Here is a 16,158-nt window from a genome sequence, read left to right on the forward strand (position 1 = left end):
GGTGGGTCGGTTATCCTCCCGCGCAATTTGTGCCCGCGCGCACGTGCGGGTATAACCCCACGCCCTGAATTGGAGAGGAACAACAATATGGAACGCACGCTCATCATCCTGAAGCCCGACGCCGTCCAACGTGGTTTGATCGGCGAGATCATCACACGGTTCGAGAAGAAGGGCCTCGTCGTCGTCGGCCTGAAGTTCACGAAGATCCCGCAACAGCTGGCCGAGACGCACTACGAGGCCCACAAGGCTCGCCCGTTCTACGCGGGCCTGGTGGCGTTCATGACGAGCTCGCCGGTGGTTATCGTGGCGCTGGAAGGCAAGGACGCGATCACGATCTCCCGCAAGATGATGGGCGCCACGTTCGGCTCCAAGGCTGAGCCCGGTACGATCCGCGGGGATTACGGCGTGTCGAACGCCTTCAACCTCATCCACGGTTCCGACTCGCCAGAAGCCGCCCAGCGCGAACTGGGCCTGTTCTTCAACACCGGCGAACTTGTGGATTGGACGCCGGACGGGCTGAAGTGGGTGTACGACTACGCGAAAGGGTCGCCGGAATAGGCTCCGGTTTCCCGGTTCCAAGACTCCAAGAACTGGCATGTCTCTTCCAAGCGAGCGTGCCAGAACTCCTCGTGTCATCCCGAGGGGAGCGGTAGCGACCCGAGGGATCTCGACTTACGGACATCGCTCGGCAGTGGTAGATCCCTCAGGTCGCTACCGCTCCCATTCGGGATGAAACCCGCTTCGTCGCGCTCTCTTCTATTCCCTCCCACCACGCCTGCTTTCATAATCTGTGAAGCGCTCACGATTCACTGTTAATCGCGGGGGCGTGCCGTACAATTCGTCGTCTCTTTCCAGAGGACGAACCCCGGGCCATGCAGATTCTGAAAACGCTTTTCAATAAGACGATCAACAACGTGATCTTCGGCATCACGCTGATGGTGTTGGTGGCCGGTTACATCGCGATCGGTTCGGGGATTCCCGAGGTGCGCGAGCACTTCGAGATGAACGAGCTGCAGTTCTTCGCGGCGTGGCCGATCAAGGTGCTGATGGTGCTGCTGGTGATCAACCTGCTGACCGTCACCTGGACGCGCATCCCGCTCACGCCGCCGCGCTACGGCGTGTGGTGCATCCATCTCGGCATCATCACGTTGATCTTCGGTTTGGCCGGCTACTACGCCAACAAGATCGAAGGCCAGGTCCGCATTCCGCTGGGCGCGAAGGTCGATCACTTTTACGACAACTTCGAGCGTGCGCTCTACGTGAAGCTGAACGGCGAGTGGAGCGACACCTTGCCACTGCACAACCTGCCGCGCTTCAACGAGTATGGCGAGGAACACCGCAACGTCGCGTCGCTGAACAAGTCCGGCCTGCGCGACATCGTGCTTGGATCCATGATGCGCGACGGTGACACCGGTGAAGTGAAGCGCGTGCCGTTCCACGAGGCGTACGGGTGGAAGAACGAGCTGAAGGTCGACATCGTCGGCTATTGGCCGTACGCCAGCGTCGCGACGTCGTTTGCGACCGATCCGGAGTCGAAGGACGTCGGCCTGCGACTGGCCATGGTCGAGCCGCACAGCAACCAGCCGCAGGAAACGTGGCTCATGGGCTCCGACGCCCGCCACCGCCAGCGCACGCTGGGCGACGGGGCGGTCGAGGTGGAGCATCGCCACCAGGAAGACGAGAACATCGTCGAGGGGCTGAAGAACGCCGCCAGTCAGGTGCTGCAGGTCACCTTCAACGTTGGCGACAAGAAGGGGGACACGTTCGTCGAGGTGGGCAAGACCTACCCGCTGGGCGACACGGGCTACGCCGTTCAGGTGGAAAGCTACAACCCGTCGTGGCCGATGTTCGGCACGAACGAGATGGTGCGGGCGATGACGTTCATGGTGATGTCGCCGACTGCCAAGTACCGCCGTATGGTGCTGGAGGGCAAGCCGGTTCAGACCGACTTCAAGCTCGACGAGCCCGGCGGCGGCCCGATGGGCAAGCGACAGACGGAACCGCTCGATAAGGCGCTCACGCTGGGCTTCGCCGTCACCGATCCGTTCCGCCTGATGCCGCGCGAGGCGACGAAGAAGCACACGTTCATCACCACCGGAGACGGCAAGATGTTCGACGTCGCCGTCGCGGCCGATGGACCGTCCAAGATCACCGAGATCCCCGGCGGCCGAGGCACGGTCGACGTCACGATCGACCACAGCGGTCGCGGGCCGTTCCAACCGCCACCGGAACCGGGCACTTCTGATAGCGGCCACATGCACACGCTGCCGCTGAGCGTGGCGCGGGTCGACCAGATCGTCAAGGATGACATGATCATCCCGGTGCCGAGCGCCCAGCGCCAGCGCGACCTCGGCGCCGCCGGCCTCGTGCAGGTGGTGCGGGCGAAGCTGTCGATGGGGCAGTGGTCGAAGACCGTGCTCGTCCCGTTCATGCCCGACGCCGGCGAGAACATGGACTGGAACGCGCCGATCATCAACCTGCCCGAAGGCGGCGCCACCGTGCAGCTGACGCTGTGCAACAGCCGCCTGCGCCTGCCGGCCGAGCTGACGCTGGAACACTTTGAACTGGTCCCCTATCCCGGTGGCGATGCGAACGCACCCAACGCGCTCATCCGCGACTTCCGCTCGACGCTGATCGTGAACGACCCGAACACGAAGGTGACGACGACCGCGGTGGCGCACATGAACAACCCGGTCTACTTCGACAGTGGCCGATGGCTGTTCTTCCAGGCGGCGTACGACGGTGATGGCAAGCAGTGGACGATCCTCGGCGTCGGCAACCGGCCCGGCGTGTGGGTGATGACGATCGGCTGCGTGATGATCTTCGTCGGGCTGATGTACGCGTTCTACCTGAAGCCGATCATCATCCGCCGAATGAAGGCCAACGCGATCGCTGAGGCCGCCGACCGAAAAGCCAAGGCCGCCAAGGCGCAGCAGGTCGCCGAGCCGGAGTTGGTCGCGACGTAACGTCTGGTTCCCTCTCCCGGTACGCCGGGAGAGGGTTAGGGTTAGGGTGAGGGTGATTTCGTGCTCCTGACGGCTCTCGAGAGAACAAATCACCCTCACCCAGCCTCTCCCGGAGTACCGGGAGAGGGGTAAGCAGGAAAATCACCGAGTCCCCAATGTGCATGTTCCGTTACATCGTTCCCACGCTCCTGGTCCTGCTCGCGATCGTTCGTCCCGCGCTGGCCGACGACTTTGCTAAGCAGTTGAAGCTCGACGAGATCCGCAAGATCACTGTCCAAGACCGCCAGACGCTGAAAACGCTCGACACGTTCGCGCGGCAAGCGCTGTCGACGATCACGGGCAAGTCGAAGCTGGACGGCCAGGACGCGGTCTACACGGTTCTGGACATGGCCAGCCGCCCCGAGCTGTACACGGGCCGCAACCTGATCAAGATCAAGAACGTCCCGCTGCGACAGGACTTCATGCGGCTGAAGAACCTGCCGGCGGACGAACGCCAGCGCATCGTCGAAGAGGGCACGATCTCGCTCGAATTCTGGACCAGCGCCGAGGTGGGGCAGCTCATGCGGTCGCTTCAGTCAGAGGCGATCTTCAAAGCCAACGCGATCGGGCAGGTAAACCAGGCCGCCGGCACGCTGCAGAACCTCACGCAGAACATCGCGGTCATCGGGTTGATCCCACCACCGCCCGGCGCTGCGGGTGATAAGAAGTGGCGCGGGTTCGGTGAGGTGTCGGGCAATGTCGCGGTGTGGAACGAGCTTGCCAAAGCCGATGGTCGCACGGCACCGCCGGCTGTGGCGGGGTACGACGATCAACTCGTCGGCGAGGCTGCGATGCGCCTCGTGCGCGTGCTGGTGATGTGGCAGAAGCAGGACGCAGCGGCCGTCAACGAAGAGTTCGGTCACCTGGCCGAGGTGTTGCCTGCCATCAATCCAACTGCTTATCCGTCGCCGCTGAACCGCAAGGTCGAGATCGTCTACAACAAGCTGGCCAAGCTGACGATTCCCGGCGCGTTCCTCTACTTCGGCGCGTTCGTCTGCTTCCTGGTGTCGGCCCGATCTGGGTTGAACGGCGTGCGCCTGTGGGGGCTGCGGTTGTTCCTGCTGGCGTTCGCCGTGCACACGGTCGGCATCGGCATCCGCTGGTGGCTGGTGGCGTCGCAGCATGGCAGCTGGTTCGACGGCATACCGATCAAGAACCAGTTCGAAAGCGTGCTGTTCAGCGCCTGGTTCGGTGCACTCATTGGCCTCTACTTCGAGATGCGCCGAAGCCGGGCGATCTTCGGCGCCGCTGCCAGCTTTGTCGGTTGGTTGTCGCTGGTCGCGATCTTCGCCACGCCGTACGTGACGGGCGTCGAGATCGGTGGCGAGATCGGCCACGTCGCCGGCGTGCTGATGAGCTACTGGCTCTACCTGCACGTCACGCTCGTCGTCGCCAGCTACGCGCTGATCGCGATGGGCTTTGCGCTCAGCATCTGGTGGCTGGTCGGCTACTACCGCAACTACGGCACGCTCAACCGCGAGCCCGCCCGTCGGCTGTCGGCCGACGTGGTGGACCTGGACGATCTGCCCGTCATGGGCGCAAGCGGTGGGGCGATGCAGCTCGGCTTCGCCCGCACGCTGGCGATGATGCTGTTCGTCCCCGGCGCTCGACCTGCCGCCACCCGATCGCAGGCAGCGGTGGTGACGACTGAAGATGTCGAATCCCCCAGTGCCGGCGCCAAGTTCTTAGCGACGCTCGACGCGTGCAACCTCGTCATCCTTCAGCTGGCGTTCTGGGTGTTGGGCGTCGGCATCATTCTCGGTGCCGTGTGGGCTGACCAATCCTGGGGCCGGCCATGGGGCTGGGACCCGAAGGAGACGTTCGCGCTCGTCACTTGGATCGTCTACCTCGTCGTCGTCCACGTACGCGTCGCGACCGTCCACAAGGCCTGGTGGACGGCCATCCTCAGCATCGTCGGGTTCTTCGTGATGCTGTTTAACTGGATCGGCGTGAACTTCTTCCTCGTCGGATTGCACAGCTACGCGTAAGCTAGCACTGGTTCGAGGATGAGGAGGGCGCGCCAATGATCCTGCTGGACACCATCGCACAACACGGGCGAGGCACTTCGTGGTTTGCGATCCTTTGCGTGGCGCTGATCGTCGTATTCCTCGTTCGCTTGGCGATCCCGCGTCGTTCCACCTATGCCGGCCAATGCGATATGTGCGGCGCTGAGAACCCCCACATTGCGAAGTTCTGCAGGCAATGCGGTCAGCGCGTGCGTTAACACTGATCGTTCACTCCTTCAGGCAATCCAGGATCAAATCGATCATCGCTTCCGGCTCGATCGACCCATACAGCCCGGGCAGGTTCAGCCAGATCATCGCGTACCCGATGCCGAGGTTGATGATCTCCCACGCGGGCAGGTTGGGGTCCAGGTCTTTGCGAACATGCCCGGCCTCTTGCCCGGTGCGGATGATCTTGGCGAAGAAGGCCTGCTTCACCTTGTAGTGTTCCCGAACGACCGCCAGCACCTGCTCGTTGCTGCTGCTGGCCAGCGCGCCGTGCAGCACGTGGTAGGCGTCGCTGAGGTGTTCGATCTGCTCGGGAAACTGCCGCGCGATCCTGCGAATCTGTTCCATCGGGTCGGACGTGCCCTCGATCAGCACCTCCCAATGACGGATCGTCTTCTCGCTCATCGCCTGCACGATCGAGACGAACAACGCCTGCTTCCCCTGAAAGTGACGATACAGGATGGGCTCGGTTACACCAGCGGCCTCGGCAATCGCAGCGGTCGTGGCGCCGTCGTACCCATGTGAGGCAAACAGCTTCGTCGCGACGGCCAAGATTTGATCGCGCCGTTGCGGCGCCTTAAGACGTGCCATAACCACTAACATAGACCATTCTCGATAGTCGGGCGACCCCAATTTTGCGATATCCCCTGTCGGGCTCGCGACTTCAGGCCTTAGATGATCGATCCCCACAGGCACCGCCTCCACCTCCTCGAACATCCGCGCCCGTTCAGCTATAAATCCCGCATGAGCCAAAAGCAGCGCATCCTGACCGGCGACACGCCCACCGGGCGCCTCCATTTGGGCCACTACGTCGGCAGCGTCGAAAACCGCCTGGCGCTGCAGGATGCGTACGACTGCTACTTCATCATCGCCAACAAGCACGCCTTCACCACCCGCGCCGATCGACCGGCGGACATCCGCCAGAGCGTGCTCGATATCGCCACCGATTACCTGGCCGCCGGCATCGATCCCACCCGCTCGACGATGTTCATACAGAGCGAGGTGCCCGCGATCGATGAGCTGACGTTCTTCTTCTCCATGCTCATCCCGTTCAACCGCGTGATGCGCAACCCCACGCTCACGCAGGAGATCAAGGACAAAGACCTCGGCGACCACTACCCCTTCGGCTTCCCGCTGTACGCCGTCGGGCAGTGCGCCGACATCCTCGCCTTCCGGCCGGAACTGGTGCCGGTGGGGGAAGACCAGTTGCCGCACCTGGAACTCACGCGCGAGGTCGCCCGCCGGTTCGACCAGCTCTACTGCGGTGTGGATTCGCACACGTTAGATAAGGACTACGTCGCCGCCGGCGGCATCTTCCCGATCATCCAGCCGAAACTTGGCCGGGTGAAGCGCCTCGTCGGCCTCGGCGCGCCAAGTCCCGATGGCACGCTGCTGAAGATGAGCAAGTCGCTCAACAACGCCATCTTCCTCTCCGATGATTCCGACACCGTTCAGAAGAAGGTGATGGGGATGTACACCGACCCCAAGCGTCTCCGCGTCACCGACCCCGGCGAGACCGATCCCACGAAGAACCCCCTCTGGGCCTTTCACGAGACCTTCAACCCCGACACCGCCTGGGTCGACGAGCAACGCGACGCCTACCAGAACGGCAAGGTGGGCGACGTCGTCATCAAGCGCAAGCTGGTCGAGATCCTGAACACGCTCATCGCCCCCATCCGCGACCGCCGAAAAGCCTTCGAAGCCCGCCCGGATGACGTGATCGACGCCCTCCGCGTCGGCACGCAACGGGCGAACGTCGTGGCGGAGGAAACGCTCGCGATGGCGAAAAAGGCGATGAAGCAGGACTTCTTCCCGCGCAAACTGACGGTGGGGTGAGCGGTGGGGTGATGTTCTGTACACCTCTTCTGTAGGACAGGCATTCCTGCCTGTCTCTCCCCCCGTATTCCTCTCTCCCTGTCTTCTGTCTTTATCTTCTGTGGCACAGACATTCTTGTCTGTGTCTCCCCCCGTCTTTGAAAACAAAATCTAGGCCCCAATGCGCAAATGACCAAATCCCAATCAGAGGATGCTTCTCTGTGCTCTCTGTGGTTCATGTCCCTTCTTCGCGTCCGTCTTCGCAACCTTCGCGCCTTCGCGTTCTCTTGGCTTCTGCCTGCCACAACATGCCAAGGTAATAGGAAAACAGGGGGGAGACAAAGACAAGAATGTCTGTGCCACAGAAGAGAGTGGAGAAGACACCAGACGGGGGGAGAGACAGGCAGGAATGAGCATTCTGCGCCTGCCGGTTAAAGGCTTGCGCCAAAAGCAGTTGGCCTCCATGATTGAACTTACTCTTGCGAAGGGTTCAATACGATGGAGGCCAAACTGTTCGCCCACGTGTACCAACTGATCTTCTCGCTCGCCCACCCGCCGAGGCGGCGTCACCAGTTTGCCGATCAGTGGATCGTGCTGATCTACCTGTGGGCCACGCTGCACGACCGTCCGGTCGTCTGGGCCTGCGACGCTCGGAACTGGCCCGGCACGATGGAGGCGTCGCTGCCGGTCGACAGCACGGTGTCGCGCCGGCTGCGCACGGTCGGCGTGCTGCAGCTGCTCGAGCGTGCCATGGCCCGTGCCGCCGACCTGTTCGGGCCGCCGCCGCTGGTCAAGCAGCTCGACTCCAAGCCGCTGTTCGTCGGCGCGTGCAGCGGCGACCGCGACGCCAAGCGCGGCCGCGTCGCCAACGGCATCATGGCCCGCGGGTACCGCCTGCACTCGCTGAACCACGGGCGGGTCGTGCGCGCCTGGACGCGCTGGACACGATGAGCGCGCACGACAGCCGGAGCGGCGCGACGCTGCTGGGCCGCAGCCTCGACGGCGGCGGCGGGTACGTCGTGGCCGACAACGCCTACGACACCAACGACCTGCACGCCCTGGCGCAGGGCGGGCGGGCACCAGCTGATCGCGCCGCCCAAGGCGTCGGAGCGACACGTGCGGGACGCCGGCTACAACAACGTCCACCGGCTGCGCGCGTTGGACGCGCTGGCCAGCCCGCTGGAGTTCGCCGGGCAACCGGGCCGGTTCGGCGTGAGCCTGTACGGCCAGCGCGGGGCGATCGAGTCGTGCTACGGGGAACTGACGACGATGGGCCTGCACTACTTGCCCGCCTGGTCGCGCGGCCCCCGCCGCGTCGCCCTATGGACCGCCGCCAAGGTCCTGCTTTACCAGTGCCGGTGTGCCATACGCAAAGGACTTATGGCGTAGATGCAGAATGCTCAGGAATGCCTGTCCTACAGAAGAGCCAGGTGCGCGCGGCGAGAAGTCACGCACCTGCCCCCCACAACGAAAACGGCCGGCACGCTCCTAGCGTGCCGGCCGTTTAGAGCCTGCGATTCCTTTCGCACCTTCCCTGAACCACTCTGGCCGCCCTTAGCAGGGGGAGCGGCACCATTCTCACGCGCGTCGCTTGTCCAACCCAACCTTGCGATTGGCCCGGTAGCCCACCGGCAAGCGTCGCGTGGCGTCTCTCAAACGTTCGTCTCGCCGCCGTCCACTTCGGACAGGGGCTGCACCGTGTGGTGCGTCACCAGTTCGTCCAGGAACGCGGCCAATCCTTCCTCGCGATTCGAGCCGATCACGCGCTTGGCGACGGCCTTCGCTTCGGGTCGGGCGTTGCCCATCGCCACGCCCAGGCCGGCCTCGCGCAGCATGGGCAAATCGTTCATGTCATCGCCGATCGCGATGATCTCGCTCGCTAGAATGTTGTGCCGTTCGGCGACCTTTAATATGCCTTGCCACTTGTTCACCGCGGGGTCGAAGACCTCGACGATGTTCACGTTGCCGCTCGCGACGTAAATGCTGTGCGTCACGATGCGTTGCCCGAAGTGCTCGACCATCTCGGCGGCCACGGTGTCGGTCACGTCCCGGTCGCCCACGATGCTCACGCGGGCCGTGTGCTCGTGACCGAACTCGCTCAGCCGCGGGAAGCGTTCCACCTTGATCTTCGCGTGGCTGATCCAGTATTCGGTCGACGGGTGGAGCGGCGCGTCACCGCTGATCACGTAGTCGATGCCGCCGCTGGTGGTGACGTCCTGCACCGCCATCACACCCTGCCCGCGATCCTCAAAAAACCCGCTCACCTCGCGGGCCAGGGCTGGGTCCATCAACATGCGATGCAGCGCGACCTCGTTCTTCGTGTCCACCACCATCGCGCCGCCCACGAACACGGCACAGTCGTAGTGGGCCACTGCGTCGAGGATCGGCTTGCTCTCGGTCCAGTTCCGACCCGTCGCAAAACAGATCAGGATGCCGGCATCCAGCGCCCGTCGCACGGCAACTCGCGACCGCTCCGACACGTTGCTCGACGGGTCGAGCAAGGTGCCATCGAGGTCGATTGCTACCATTTTGAACTGCCGCATGGGGTGTCACCAACCTCGTGTGTGAAAATAGCGAACCTATTCCTGTCGTGCAACAACAACATTCGCAAGTGACGAGATATCCACACAACCTGTAGGTGCGGCTTGGTAGAAGGTAACTATCGGTGGATAGCGGCTGCTCCTCAGGATGACCGGCTATCCGAGTGGCTTATCGCCAGTCCAATGAAGAAAACCACCGGCGGCAAGCCGGTGGTCTTGTTAGGAGTAGAAGCGCATCGGAAGTCAGCGTCACACGCCGACCGCGTCGGGTTGGGGAGCTTTCCAAACGATGGGGAAGGCGTCGCCGGTCAGTTCTTCACCATCCCGTGCCGAGACGAACTGCTTCATCAGGTGCGTTCCACCGGCGAGGTAGCGGGTTTTTTCGGTCATGTAGTGCAGCGCGATTGCCCGCCGGGGGCGCTGGCTCAGGTTGCGGTTGCTGCCGTGCCACGTCAGCGAGTGGTGGTAGTGGACGTGGCCCTTCTTCACGGGGCAGGTGACGACATCGACTTTGTGCCCGTTGAAGTCCTTTACGGCCTCCATGTCCTCGAACGTCTTGAGCGTGTGGAGGAAGTCGATCGCGTTGCCCCACAGGTGCGATCGCGGCACCATGCGCATGCAGCCGTTGTCGGTGTCGACGTCGTCCAGTGCGACCCACGCCGTCACTTGCGCGTGCTTGGGCGTTAAAATGCCCCAGTAGGGCGAATCCTGATGCCACATGTTCACGCCACCCCCGGCCGCGGGCTTGAACTGGATCTGGTCGTGCCAGATGCGCAGGTGTTCGGCCCCCTCGTGTAGCTGCGCGACCTCTTCGCAGATCGTGGGACTGGCGATCAGATTGTAGAAGCCGTTGCTGGCCATCCACGTGTTCACGATTTGCCAGATCGGCGCTTCGGCCGATCCCATGTTGTGGACCAGCACGGGCTGCTTCACGGCCCTGTTCTCGCGGTCGGCGATCACGCGCAGGACCTCGGCCCGCAGTTCGTCCACCTGAGCGTCCTCCAACACGCGCCCGCCAAGCACGTAGCCGTTCTCATTCCAAAACGCGATCTGTTGTTCGTTCAGCATTGCGCGATCTCCTGTTCGTGTCTGTCGTACGTTCGACTTCGAAACAACAATGCCTCACGAATGGGCCGCCGCCCATGGCGGCGAGGCCGATGTCATGTCGAAAACAACTGCCGACGGAGTTGAGGCGGTTCCTTTACGAACGCCGGCCGGCGAGCAGGGCCTCGCGGAAGTGCGTGGGAGGCAGGCCATCGACGGCCCGGAAAACCTTGCTGAAGTGGAAGGGATCGGCGAAGCCAAGCTGGTGGGCAATTTGCTTGATCGACAGGTTAACGTTTGCCAACAGCCGCCTGGCTTCGGCGACGCGGGCCCGGCGGACGTACTCCATCGGCGCCACACCGGTGCGCCCGCGAAACAGGACGTTGAACCGGCTGGTGCTGAGGCCCGCGACGCCCGCGAGCTGTTCGACCGACATTGCTCTGGCAAGGTCGGCCAGCACGAAGGCAATCGCGCGGTCGATCCGCGCATTTGCCACGGGGTCGTCCTGCGTTTCGGGCATGGGTCGCAGCAATCGTGCGAGCAGGACGATGAGCTCGGCCGATGCCTCTACGGGACCGAGGATGGGGTCACCGGCGTAGGCCTTCACGATGCGAAGCAGGCGCGGTTCGGCCTCGTTCGCGGGGTTGGCGTACGCGACGCGCGGCACGGCGAGGCCGCCGGTCAATCGCACCGTGTAAGGGGTGCGGTCGCGCAATCCATGCTGGGGCGGCGGCACGTCGGGCGCGAGGTCGAAGTGAACGGCGACGTGTTCGACCACGTCGCTTCCAAGCTCGAACCGATGGGGGGCGAAGGGTGGGATGAACAGCAGCGTTCGTGCGGCACCGTCGTAGGAGATCGACTCGTCGCGAAAGACGAGCCGACCGCGGCCACGGAGGATGAGCACGAGTTCGTGATCGCGGATAATGCGTTCGTCGAGCGCCAGTCGCCCGATGACGCGATGGGCGATGCGAATGACGGGGCTCAGCCTGCCGGGCGACAGCGTCAGCAAGCGCGGGTGGCCCATCTTCGCAAATGGGGCCGACCGCTGTACGTCCACCGCGGCGGCGGCGGCGGTGTTGCGCAACCTTACTTGGGAAGAACTTCGCGGCATTCTCAGGCGTACCGCCAGTGCGAGCCCGTTACGCCGCCGGGGCGGCCAGCAGTTTCTCGGCGGTGGCGATCAGCTTGTCGAGCTTCACGGGCTTGTTGAAGTACTCGCTGACACCGAGGCTCTCGGCGTACATCTTGTGGCGGGCGCCCTGGTTGCCCGTGATCATGATGATGAACGGCTTGGCGTTCTTCGGCTTCTTGGCCTTGATCTTTTCGAGGACGAGGAAGCCGCTTCGACCGGGGAGCATCATGTCGAGGATGACCAGGTCGGGCGTGTTGCGCTCGGCCAGCTCGACCGCCTTGTTGCCGTTGCTGGCGGTCTCGATGGAGGCGCCGGTCGGTTCGAAGGCAGCCTGGATGGAAGCGAGGATGTCGCTGTCGTCGTCGACGAGCAGCACGCGTTTGCCTTCTAAATTCGTGGCCATGTTAGTGAGTGTCAGCCTGCTTGCGCGGATTGTCAAGGTAGACTCCCGCAACACCCGATAAAAGGCTCTGGAACCCCCGTACTTTTCACAGGGACAAGGATGTCCGTTCACGCGTCTAGCCATTCACCCCTCGGTTCGCCGATCGTCGTGCTCGATAGCGGGCTCGGCGGTTTGACGGTCGTGCGCGCCTTGAGGGCGGCGCTGCCGTTGGAACAGATCGTCTACTTCGGCGACACCGCGCGCCTGCCCTATGGTTCGAAGACCGCCGGCACGGTGCAGACGTTCGTGAAGCAGATCGTCGCCCACCTGCTGCCGTTGAACCCCAAGCACGTCGTCATCGCCTGCAACACCGCCACCGCTCTGGCCTTGCCGGCGGTTCGCGCGGAGTTTCCGACGTTGTCCATCAGTGGCGTGATCGACCCTGGCGCAAAGGCCGCGGTGATGGCAGCGGGGGCCAAGGCGGTGCCGGTGATCGGCGTGATGGCGACCGAAGCGACGGTGAAGTCGAAGGCCTACGAGCGGGCGATCCATCGCAGGCGCAGTCACGCGAAGCTGTTGCTGCGTCCCGCGCCGTTGCTGGTGCCGATTATCGAGGAAGGCCGGTTGCGCGAGGACCCCTTGGTGCGGCTTGCACTACGGCAGTACCTGAAACCCCTGATGGACCGCGGGCTGGACGTGCTCGTGCTGGGGTGCACGCATTATCCGATCCTGAAAGATGAGATCACGGCGATCGTGGGGCCATCGGTGCGCGTGATCGATTCAGCCGAGCAGTGCGCTGCCGACGTTGCCCGGCGGTTGCAAGCGCGCGGCCTGCGCCGCGCGGAAGAACCCGCGGGCGTGCCGTTCAAATGCTTCGTGACGGATGACCCCGACCGGTTCGCACGGTTGGGATCGCGATTCTTAGGCGTGCAGATCGAGCCGCCGACGCTCGTGAGTCCGGACGATCTGTACGCGACGCCGGGTTTGGCGCCGGTTCGGGTCGCGGGATAGTTGGACGCGCCCACATAGCCCCGGCTTGCCGGGGTTCTTCCTCCCAATCGAACGGAAAACCCCCAGCAAGCCGGGGGCTATATGGAGAGGTACCCACACACGAACCCATCCCGACGGAAATCACCTCGTCGGACGCTTGCGATTTGATCGCGTTCCGCCGACAACAAGGCTTGATGCGACGGACGAAACTACGACTGATCCTCCTTCCCACGCTACTGGCGGTTGGTTGCGCAACGCGATCACCCGACCAGTTGGACCCCATCGTCTACTACACGCAAAAGGACGCCGCCGAAGCGAAGGTGCAGGAGCGTCGCGCCACCGACGCGGCGGAGGACGACAGCAACCTGTTCGGCGCGATCGGCAGGCAGTTTTCACTGCTAAGCGAGCGGATGAACTCGCGCACGCCGATCGAGCTGGTGCGCAAGATGGAGAACGCCGAGTCGCCGCAACAGCGGTGGCAAGCGATCGACGAGCTGGTGGAGCGGGAGTTCGCCAAACGCGCGCCCTACACCGACCGGTATGCCGAGATCGCGATGGACGATCCGGACTATCTGGTGCGGGCCGTCGCGATTCGCGCGCTGAACCGATCCCGACAGGCCGGCAAGACGGACGTCTTCATCCGTGGCTTAAACGAACGCAGCGACGTGGTGCGCCTGGAGGCCGCAAAAGCGTTGAACAACCTGCCCGACCCAGCAGCGGCGCCGCCGTTGGTGGCACTGCTGACGAGCGACACGGAGATCGCGGACGTCCGCATCGCGGCAGCCGAGGCGTTGCGACATTACAAGCGCATCGAAGTGGCCCGCGCGCTGATCGCCGCGCTGACCGACCGCGACTTCGGTGTCGCCTGGCAGGCCCGCCGAAGCCTGCACCGGCTGATGGAGACGGACCTTGGGTACGATCAAGGCAAATGGCTGGCGTACATCACCGGCCCGGCGAAACCGTTCGGATGATCGGGTAGACGTCGATAGTTAGACCCCGTCATTCTGAGGTACGCCGAAGGATCTCCCCCCGTATTCGCTTTGGGAAGAAGAGATCCACCGGCGTCCCTCCGGATGACGATGAACCGATAACGCCATGCGCGCCCTCGTCTTCAACAACACCCTCGCCTACCAACCGCGTCACCCGGAACCGGCAGCAACGCTCGGCGATACCCTCGTGCGCGTGCGTCAGGCGGGCATCTGCGCGACGGATCTGGAGATCACCCGCGGCTACATGAACTTCACCGGCGTGCTCGGTCACGAGTTCGTCGGCGAGGTGGTGTCGTCGCCGCAGAAGGAACTGGTGGGCCAGCGCGTGGTCGGCGAGATCAACGTCGTCTGCGGACGGTGTGACCTGTGCCAGTCGGGATTATCGAGCCATTGTCGCAATCGATCAGTGCTGGGGATCGCTAAGCATGATGGTGCGTTCGCCGAACTGGTGCGTTTGCCCGCGATGAACCTGCATGTGGTGCCGAAGGGCGTCGATGATGACGCCGCGGTGTTCGTCGAACCCTTGGCAGCGGCGTTTCAGGTGTTGAAGCAGGTGAAACTGGATGGCCGCAAGTGGGTGACGGTGCTCGGCGACGGGCGTTTGGGACTACTGGTGGCCCAGGTGCTGCGGAACGCGGGTTGTCCGGTGCGCGTGATCGGCAAACATGCTGACAAACTGGCGATCTGCGAGAAGTGGGGCATCCGCAGTCGACCACTCGCTGACATCGTCGGTCGGCACGACCAGGACGTGGTCGTCGACTGCACCGGTAGCGCCAGCGGCTTTGAGATGGCGATGCAGATGGTTCGCCCGCGCGGCACGATCGTGCTGAAGAGCACCGTGGCGCAGGGCAAACCGTTGAACCTGGCGCCGCTGGTGATCGACGAGATCAACGTCGTCGGCAGTCGCTGTGGCCCGTTCCGCGAAGCACTGGCGGCATTGGCGGAAAAGAGCGTCGACGTGACGGGTTTGATCAGCCGGCGCATGCGGCTGGAGAACGGTGTCGAAGCGATGGACTACGCTGGGCGACCGGGCGTGCTGAAGGTGCTGTTGACGGTCGACTAGATCGATGAATCTGAACGGGACCATCAACGGCAGGTGAGGCTGATCTCACGGTTACCATTATGGCCAAAGAACTCGCGATCATCCTCAACAGTGGCAGTTTGAACAGCGCGGTCGTCACGGCGCTGGCGGTGCAGAAGTATCGGCCGATCATGCTGCACTGCGACGCGCTGGGGCGCAACGGCCCGCGGTTGCGGGTGGCGTACGACCAGCAGGTGGCGCACTTCAAGCCGTACCGTGAACATGCGCTGGCGATGCCGTTCCTGTCGACCTTCGAGCCCACCAGTAAGACGCCCACCGGTGTCGCCGACCCGCGCCAGCAGGCCGCGGTGGCGCCCACGGTGCTGCAAATGCTCCCCCTGATGGCGGCCGCGGTGCGGTTCGCGGCGCATTACCAGGCGGCGGCGATCTTCGTCGGGCTGCGCGTGGGCAGTGAATCGGACGGTCTGGCGCAAGCCAGCGAGTACATCCAGATCTGGAACGAGATGATCAACCAGCCGCTGGCCAACCCGGATCTGGAGGTCCAGGCTCCGCTGTTGGAACTGGAACCCTGGCAGGTGATCGACATCGGCGTGAACGTCAGCGCCCCCTTGGAGCGCGGCTGGAGCTGTCTGGAAGATGCCGACCAACCGTGCGGCGCCTGCCGTGGCTGCCGCGTTCGCGAACTGGCCTTCCAACAGTCCGGTAAAGCCGATCCCGCGATCGCGGTGCGCAAGTAGTGCGAGCGACCGTCTCGTCACGTCCGGTAAGCTCGTGCGTCCACGTCTACCAGAACCAATATCGCTCCATCCGTCACCCGCTTCACTCCATTGGCAGCCGTCTTCCAGTTGCTTCCCGCACGAATCGCACGCCTCTCGAACGGCCGCAAATTTTACGTGAGGAACGTTGCTGAGGCGTAAGTGGTCGGCCCAAATAGTCGATACATCTTCTGAGCGAGACCACCTCCAGCGATGGTGCTGCGGCAGGTCCG

General features: G+C 63.5%; 16 protein-coding genes. 11 read left to right on the forward strand and 5 right to left on the reverse strand.

Features of this window, described 5'->3' with window-relative positions:
- Positions 1 to 87: 87 nt before the first annotated feature.
- The 4 genes from ndk to VGN72_13705 all read left to right on the forward strand — a co-directional run bounded on the left by ndk (position 88) and on the right by VGN72_13705 (position 5,229).
- A complete protein-coding gene (ndk, locus tag VGN72_13690) occupies positions 88 to 558 on the forward strand; it encodes a nucleoside-diphosphate kinase (GenBank protein HEV7300414.1) in 471 nt (156 codons plus the stop codon).
- Positions 559 to 872: 314 nt separating this feature from the next.
- Positions 873 to 2,966 carry a hypothetical protein gene (locus tag VGN72_13695; GenBank protein ID HEV7300415.1) on the forward strand — a complete coding sequence of 698 codons (2,094 nt, stop codon included), beginning with the start codon at positions 873 to 875 and terminating at the stop codon, positions 2,964 to 2,966.
- Between the two features lie 161 nt (positions 2,967 to 3,127).
- Positions 3,128 to 4,993, forward strand: a complete 1,866-nt coding sequence (ccsA, locus tag VGN72_13700) for a cytochrome c biogenesis protein CcsA (protein HEV7300416.1) — start codon at positions 3,128 to 3,130, stop codon at positions 4,991 to 4,993.
- 35 nt (positions 4,994 to 5,028) lie between these two features.
- Positions 5,029 to 5,229, forward strand: coding sequence for a zinc-ribbon domain-containing protein (locus VGN72_13705; protein ID HEV7300417.1), 201 nt, complete (start codon positions 5,029 to 5,031; stop codon positions 5,227 to 5,229).
- A gap of 10 nt (positions 5,230 to 5,239) precedes the next feature.
- On the opposite strand, the gene VGN72_13710 is transcribed toward VGN72_13705, so the two are convergent.
- Positions 5,240 to 5,827 (reverse strand): TetR/AcrR family transcriptional regulator, encoded by a 588-nt coding sequence (locus tag VGN72_13710; protein HEV7300418.1) that lies wholly within the window; start codon positions 5,825 to 5,827, stop codon positions 5,240 to 5,242.
- Between the two features lie 153 nt (positions 5,828 to 5,980).
- Here VGN72_13710 and trpS point away from each other — a divergent pair, with 153 nt between their 5' ends.
- The 3 genes from trpS (at position 5,981) to VGN72_13725 (ending at position 8,440) form a co-directional block, all read left to right on the forward strand.
- Positions 5,981 to 7,072 carry a tryptophan--tRNA ligase gene (gene trpS / locus VGN72_13715; GenBank protein ID HEV7300419.1) on the forward strand — a complete coding sequence of 364 codons (1,092 nt, stop codon included), beginning with the start codon at positions 5,981 to 5,983 and terminating at the stop codon, positions 7,070 to 7,072.
- Positions 7,073 to 7,549: 477 nt separating this feature from the next.
- A complete protein-coding gene (locus VGN72_13720; protein HEV7300420.1) occupies positions 7,550 to 8,002 on the forward strand; it encodes a hypothetical protein in 453 nt (150 codons plus the stop codon).
- A gap of 165 nt (positions 8,003 to 8,167) precedes the next feature.
- Positions 8,168 to 8,440: a hypothetical protein gene (locus tag VGN72_13725; GenBank protein ID HEV7300421.1), complete on the forward strand. Its 273-nt coding sequence runs from the start codon at positions 8,168 to 8,170 to the stop codon at positions 8,438 to 8,440.
- 263 nt (positions 8,441 to 8,703) lie between these two features.
- On the opposite strand, the gene VGN72_13730 is transcribed toward VGN72_13725, so the two are convergent.
- The 4 genes from VGN72_13730 to VGN72_13745 form a co-directional block, all read right to left on the reverse strand.
- Positions 8,704 to 9,594: an HAD family hydrolase gene (locus VGN72_13730; protein HEV7300422.1), complete on the reverse strand. Its 891-nt coding sequence runs from the start codon at positions 9,592 to 9,594 to the stop codon at positions 8,704 to 8,706.
- 246 nt (positions 9,595 to 9,840) lie between these two features.
- Complete coding sequence (locus tag VGN72_13735) at positions 9,841 to 10,659, reverse strand: phytanoyl-CoA dioxygenase family protein (GenBank protein HEV7300423.1); 819 nt, start codon at positions 10,657 to 10,659, stop codon at positions 9,841 to 9,843.
- A gap of 133 nt (positions 10,660 to 10,792) precedes the next feature.
- Positions 10,793 to 11,719, reverse strand: a complete 927-nt coding sequence (locus tag VGN72_13740) for an AraC family transcriptional regulator (GenBank protein HEV7300424.1) — start codon at positions 11,717 to 11,719, stop codon at positions 10,793 to 10,795.
- A 55-nt stretch (positions 11,720 to 11,774) separates the two neighbouring features.
- Positions 11,775 to 12,170, reverse strand: coding sequence for a response regulator (locus VGN72_13745; protein HEV7300425.1), 396 nt, complete (start codon positions 12,168 to 12,170; stop codon positions 11,775 to 11,777).
- A 99-nt stretch (positions 12,171 to 12,269) separates the two neighbouring features.
- Between VGN72_13745 and murI the strand changes: the two genes are divergently transcribed.
- From murI to VGN72_13765, 4 genes are all read left to right on the forward strand, one after another.
- Entirely contained in the window at positions 12,270 to 13,160 is an 891-nt protein-coding gene (gene murI / locus VGN72_13750; protein ID HEV7300426.1) for a glutamate racemase, read from the forward strand.
- A 173-nt stretch (positions 13,161 to 13,333) separates the two neighbouring features.
- Positions 13,334 to 14,110, forward strand: coding sequence for a HEAT repeat domain-containing protein (locus tag VGN72_13755; protein ID HEV7300427.1), 777 nt, complete (start codon positions 13,334 to 13,336; stop codon positions 14,108 to 14,110).
- A gap of 124 nt (positions 14,111 to 14,234) precedes the next feature.
- The gene (locus VGN72_13760; protein HEV7300428.1) at positions 14,235 to 15,191 is read left to right on the forward strand and encodes an alcohol dehydrogenase catalytic domain-containing protein; all 957 of its coding nucleotides are present in this window, start codon (positions 14,235 to 14,237) and stop codon (positions 15,189 to 15,191) included.
- Between the two features lie 59 nt (positions 15,192 to 15,250).
- Positions 15,251 to 15,907 (forward strand): 7-cyano-7-deazaguanine synthase, encoded by a 657-nt coding sequence (locus VGN72_13765; protein ID HEV7300429.1) that lies wholly within the window; start codon positions 15,251 to 15,253, stop codon positions 15,905 to 15,907.
- Positions 15,908 to 16,158: the final 251 nt, after the last annotated feature.

It is taken from the genome of Tepidisphaeraceae bacterium (assembly GCA_035998445.1).
GTDB lineage: Bacteria > Planctomycetota > Phycisphaerae > Tepidisphaerales > Tepidisphaeraceae > DASYHQ01.

Coding starts and splice junctions, on each gene's coding strand:
- VGN72_13760 (HEV7300428.1), top strand. CDS start 14,235: ATGCGCGCCCTCGTCTTCAACAACACCCTCGCCTACCAACCGCGTCAC.
- VGN72_13695 (HEV7300415.1), top strand. CDS start 873: ATGCAGATTCTGAAAACGCTTTTCAATAAGACGATCAACAACGTGATC.
- VGN72_13765 (HEV7300429.1), top strand. CDS start 15,251: ATGGCCAAAGAACTCGCGATCATCCTCAACAGTGGCAGTTTGAACAGC.
- VGN72_13755 (HEV7300427.1), top strand. CDS start 13,334: ATGCGACGGACGAAACTACGACTGATCCTCCTTCCCACGCTACTGGCG.
- VGN72_13730 (HEV7300422.1), bottom strand. CDS start 9,594: ATGCGGCAGTTCAAAATGGTAGCAATCGACCTCGATGGCACCTTGCTC.
- trpS (HEV7300419.1), top strand. CDS start 5,981: ATGAGCCAAAAGCAGCGCATCCTGACCGGCGACACGCCCACCGGGCGC.
- VGN72_13705 (HEV7300417.1), top strand. CDS start 5,029: ATGATCCTGCTGGACACCATCGCACAACACGGGCGAGGCACTTCGTGG.
- ndk (HEV7300414.1), top strand. CDS start 88: ATGGAACGCACGCTCATCATCCTGAAGCCCGACGCCGTCCAACGTGGT.
- VGN72_13735 (HEV7300423.1), bottom strand. CDS start 10,659: ATGCTGAACGAACAACAGATCGCGTTTTGGAATGAGAACGGCTACGTG.
- murI (HEV7300426.1), top strand. CDS start 12,270: ATGTCCGTTCACGCGTCTAGCCATTCACCCCTCGGTTCGCCGATCGTC.
- VGN72_13710 (HEV7300418.1), bottom strand. CDS start 5,827: ATGGCACGTCTTAAGGCGCCGCAACGGCGCGATCAAATCTTGGCCGTC.
- ccsA (HEV7300416.1), top strand. CDS start 3,128: ATGTTCCGTTACATCGTTCCCACGCTCCTGGTCCTGCTCGCGATCGTT.
- VGN72_13720 (HEV7300420.1), top strand. CDS start 7,550: ATGGAGGCCAAACTGTTCGCCCACGTGTACCAACTGATCTTCTCGCTC.
- VGN72_13745 (HEV7300425.1), bottom strand. CDS start 12,170: ATGGCCACGAATTTAGAAGGCAAACGCGTGCTGCTCGTCGACGACGAC.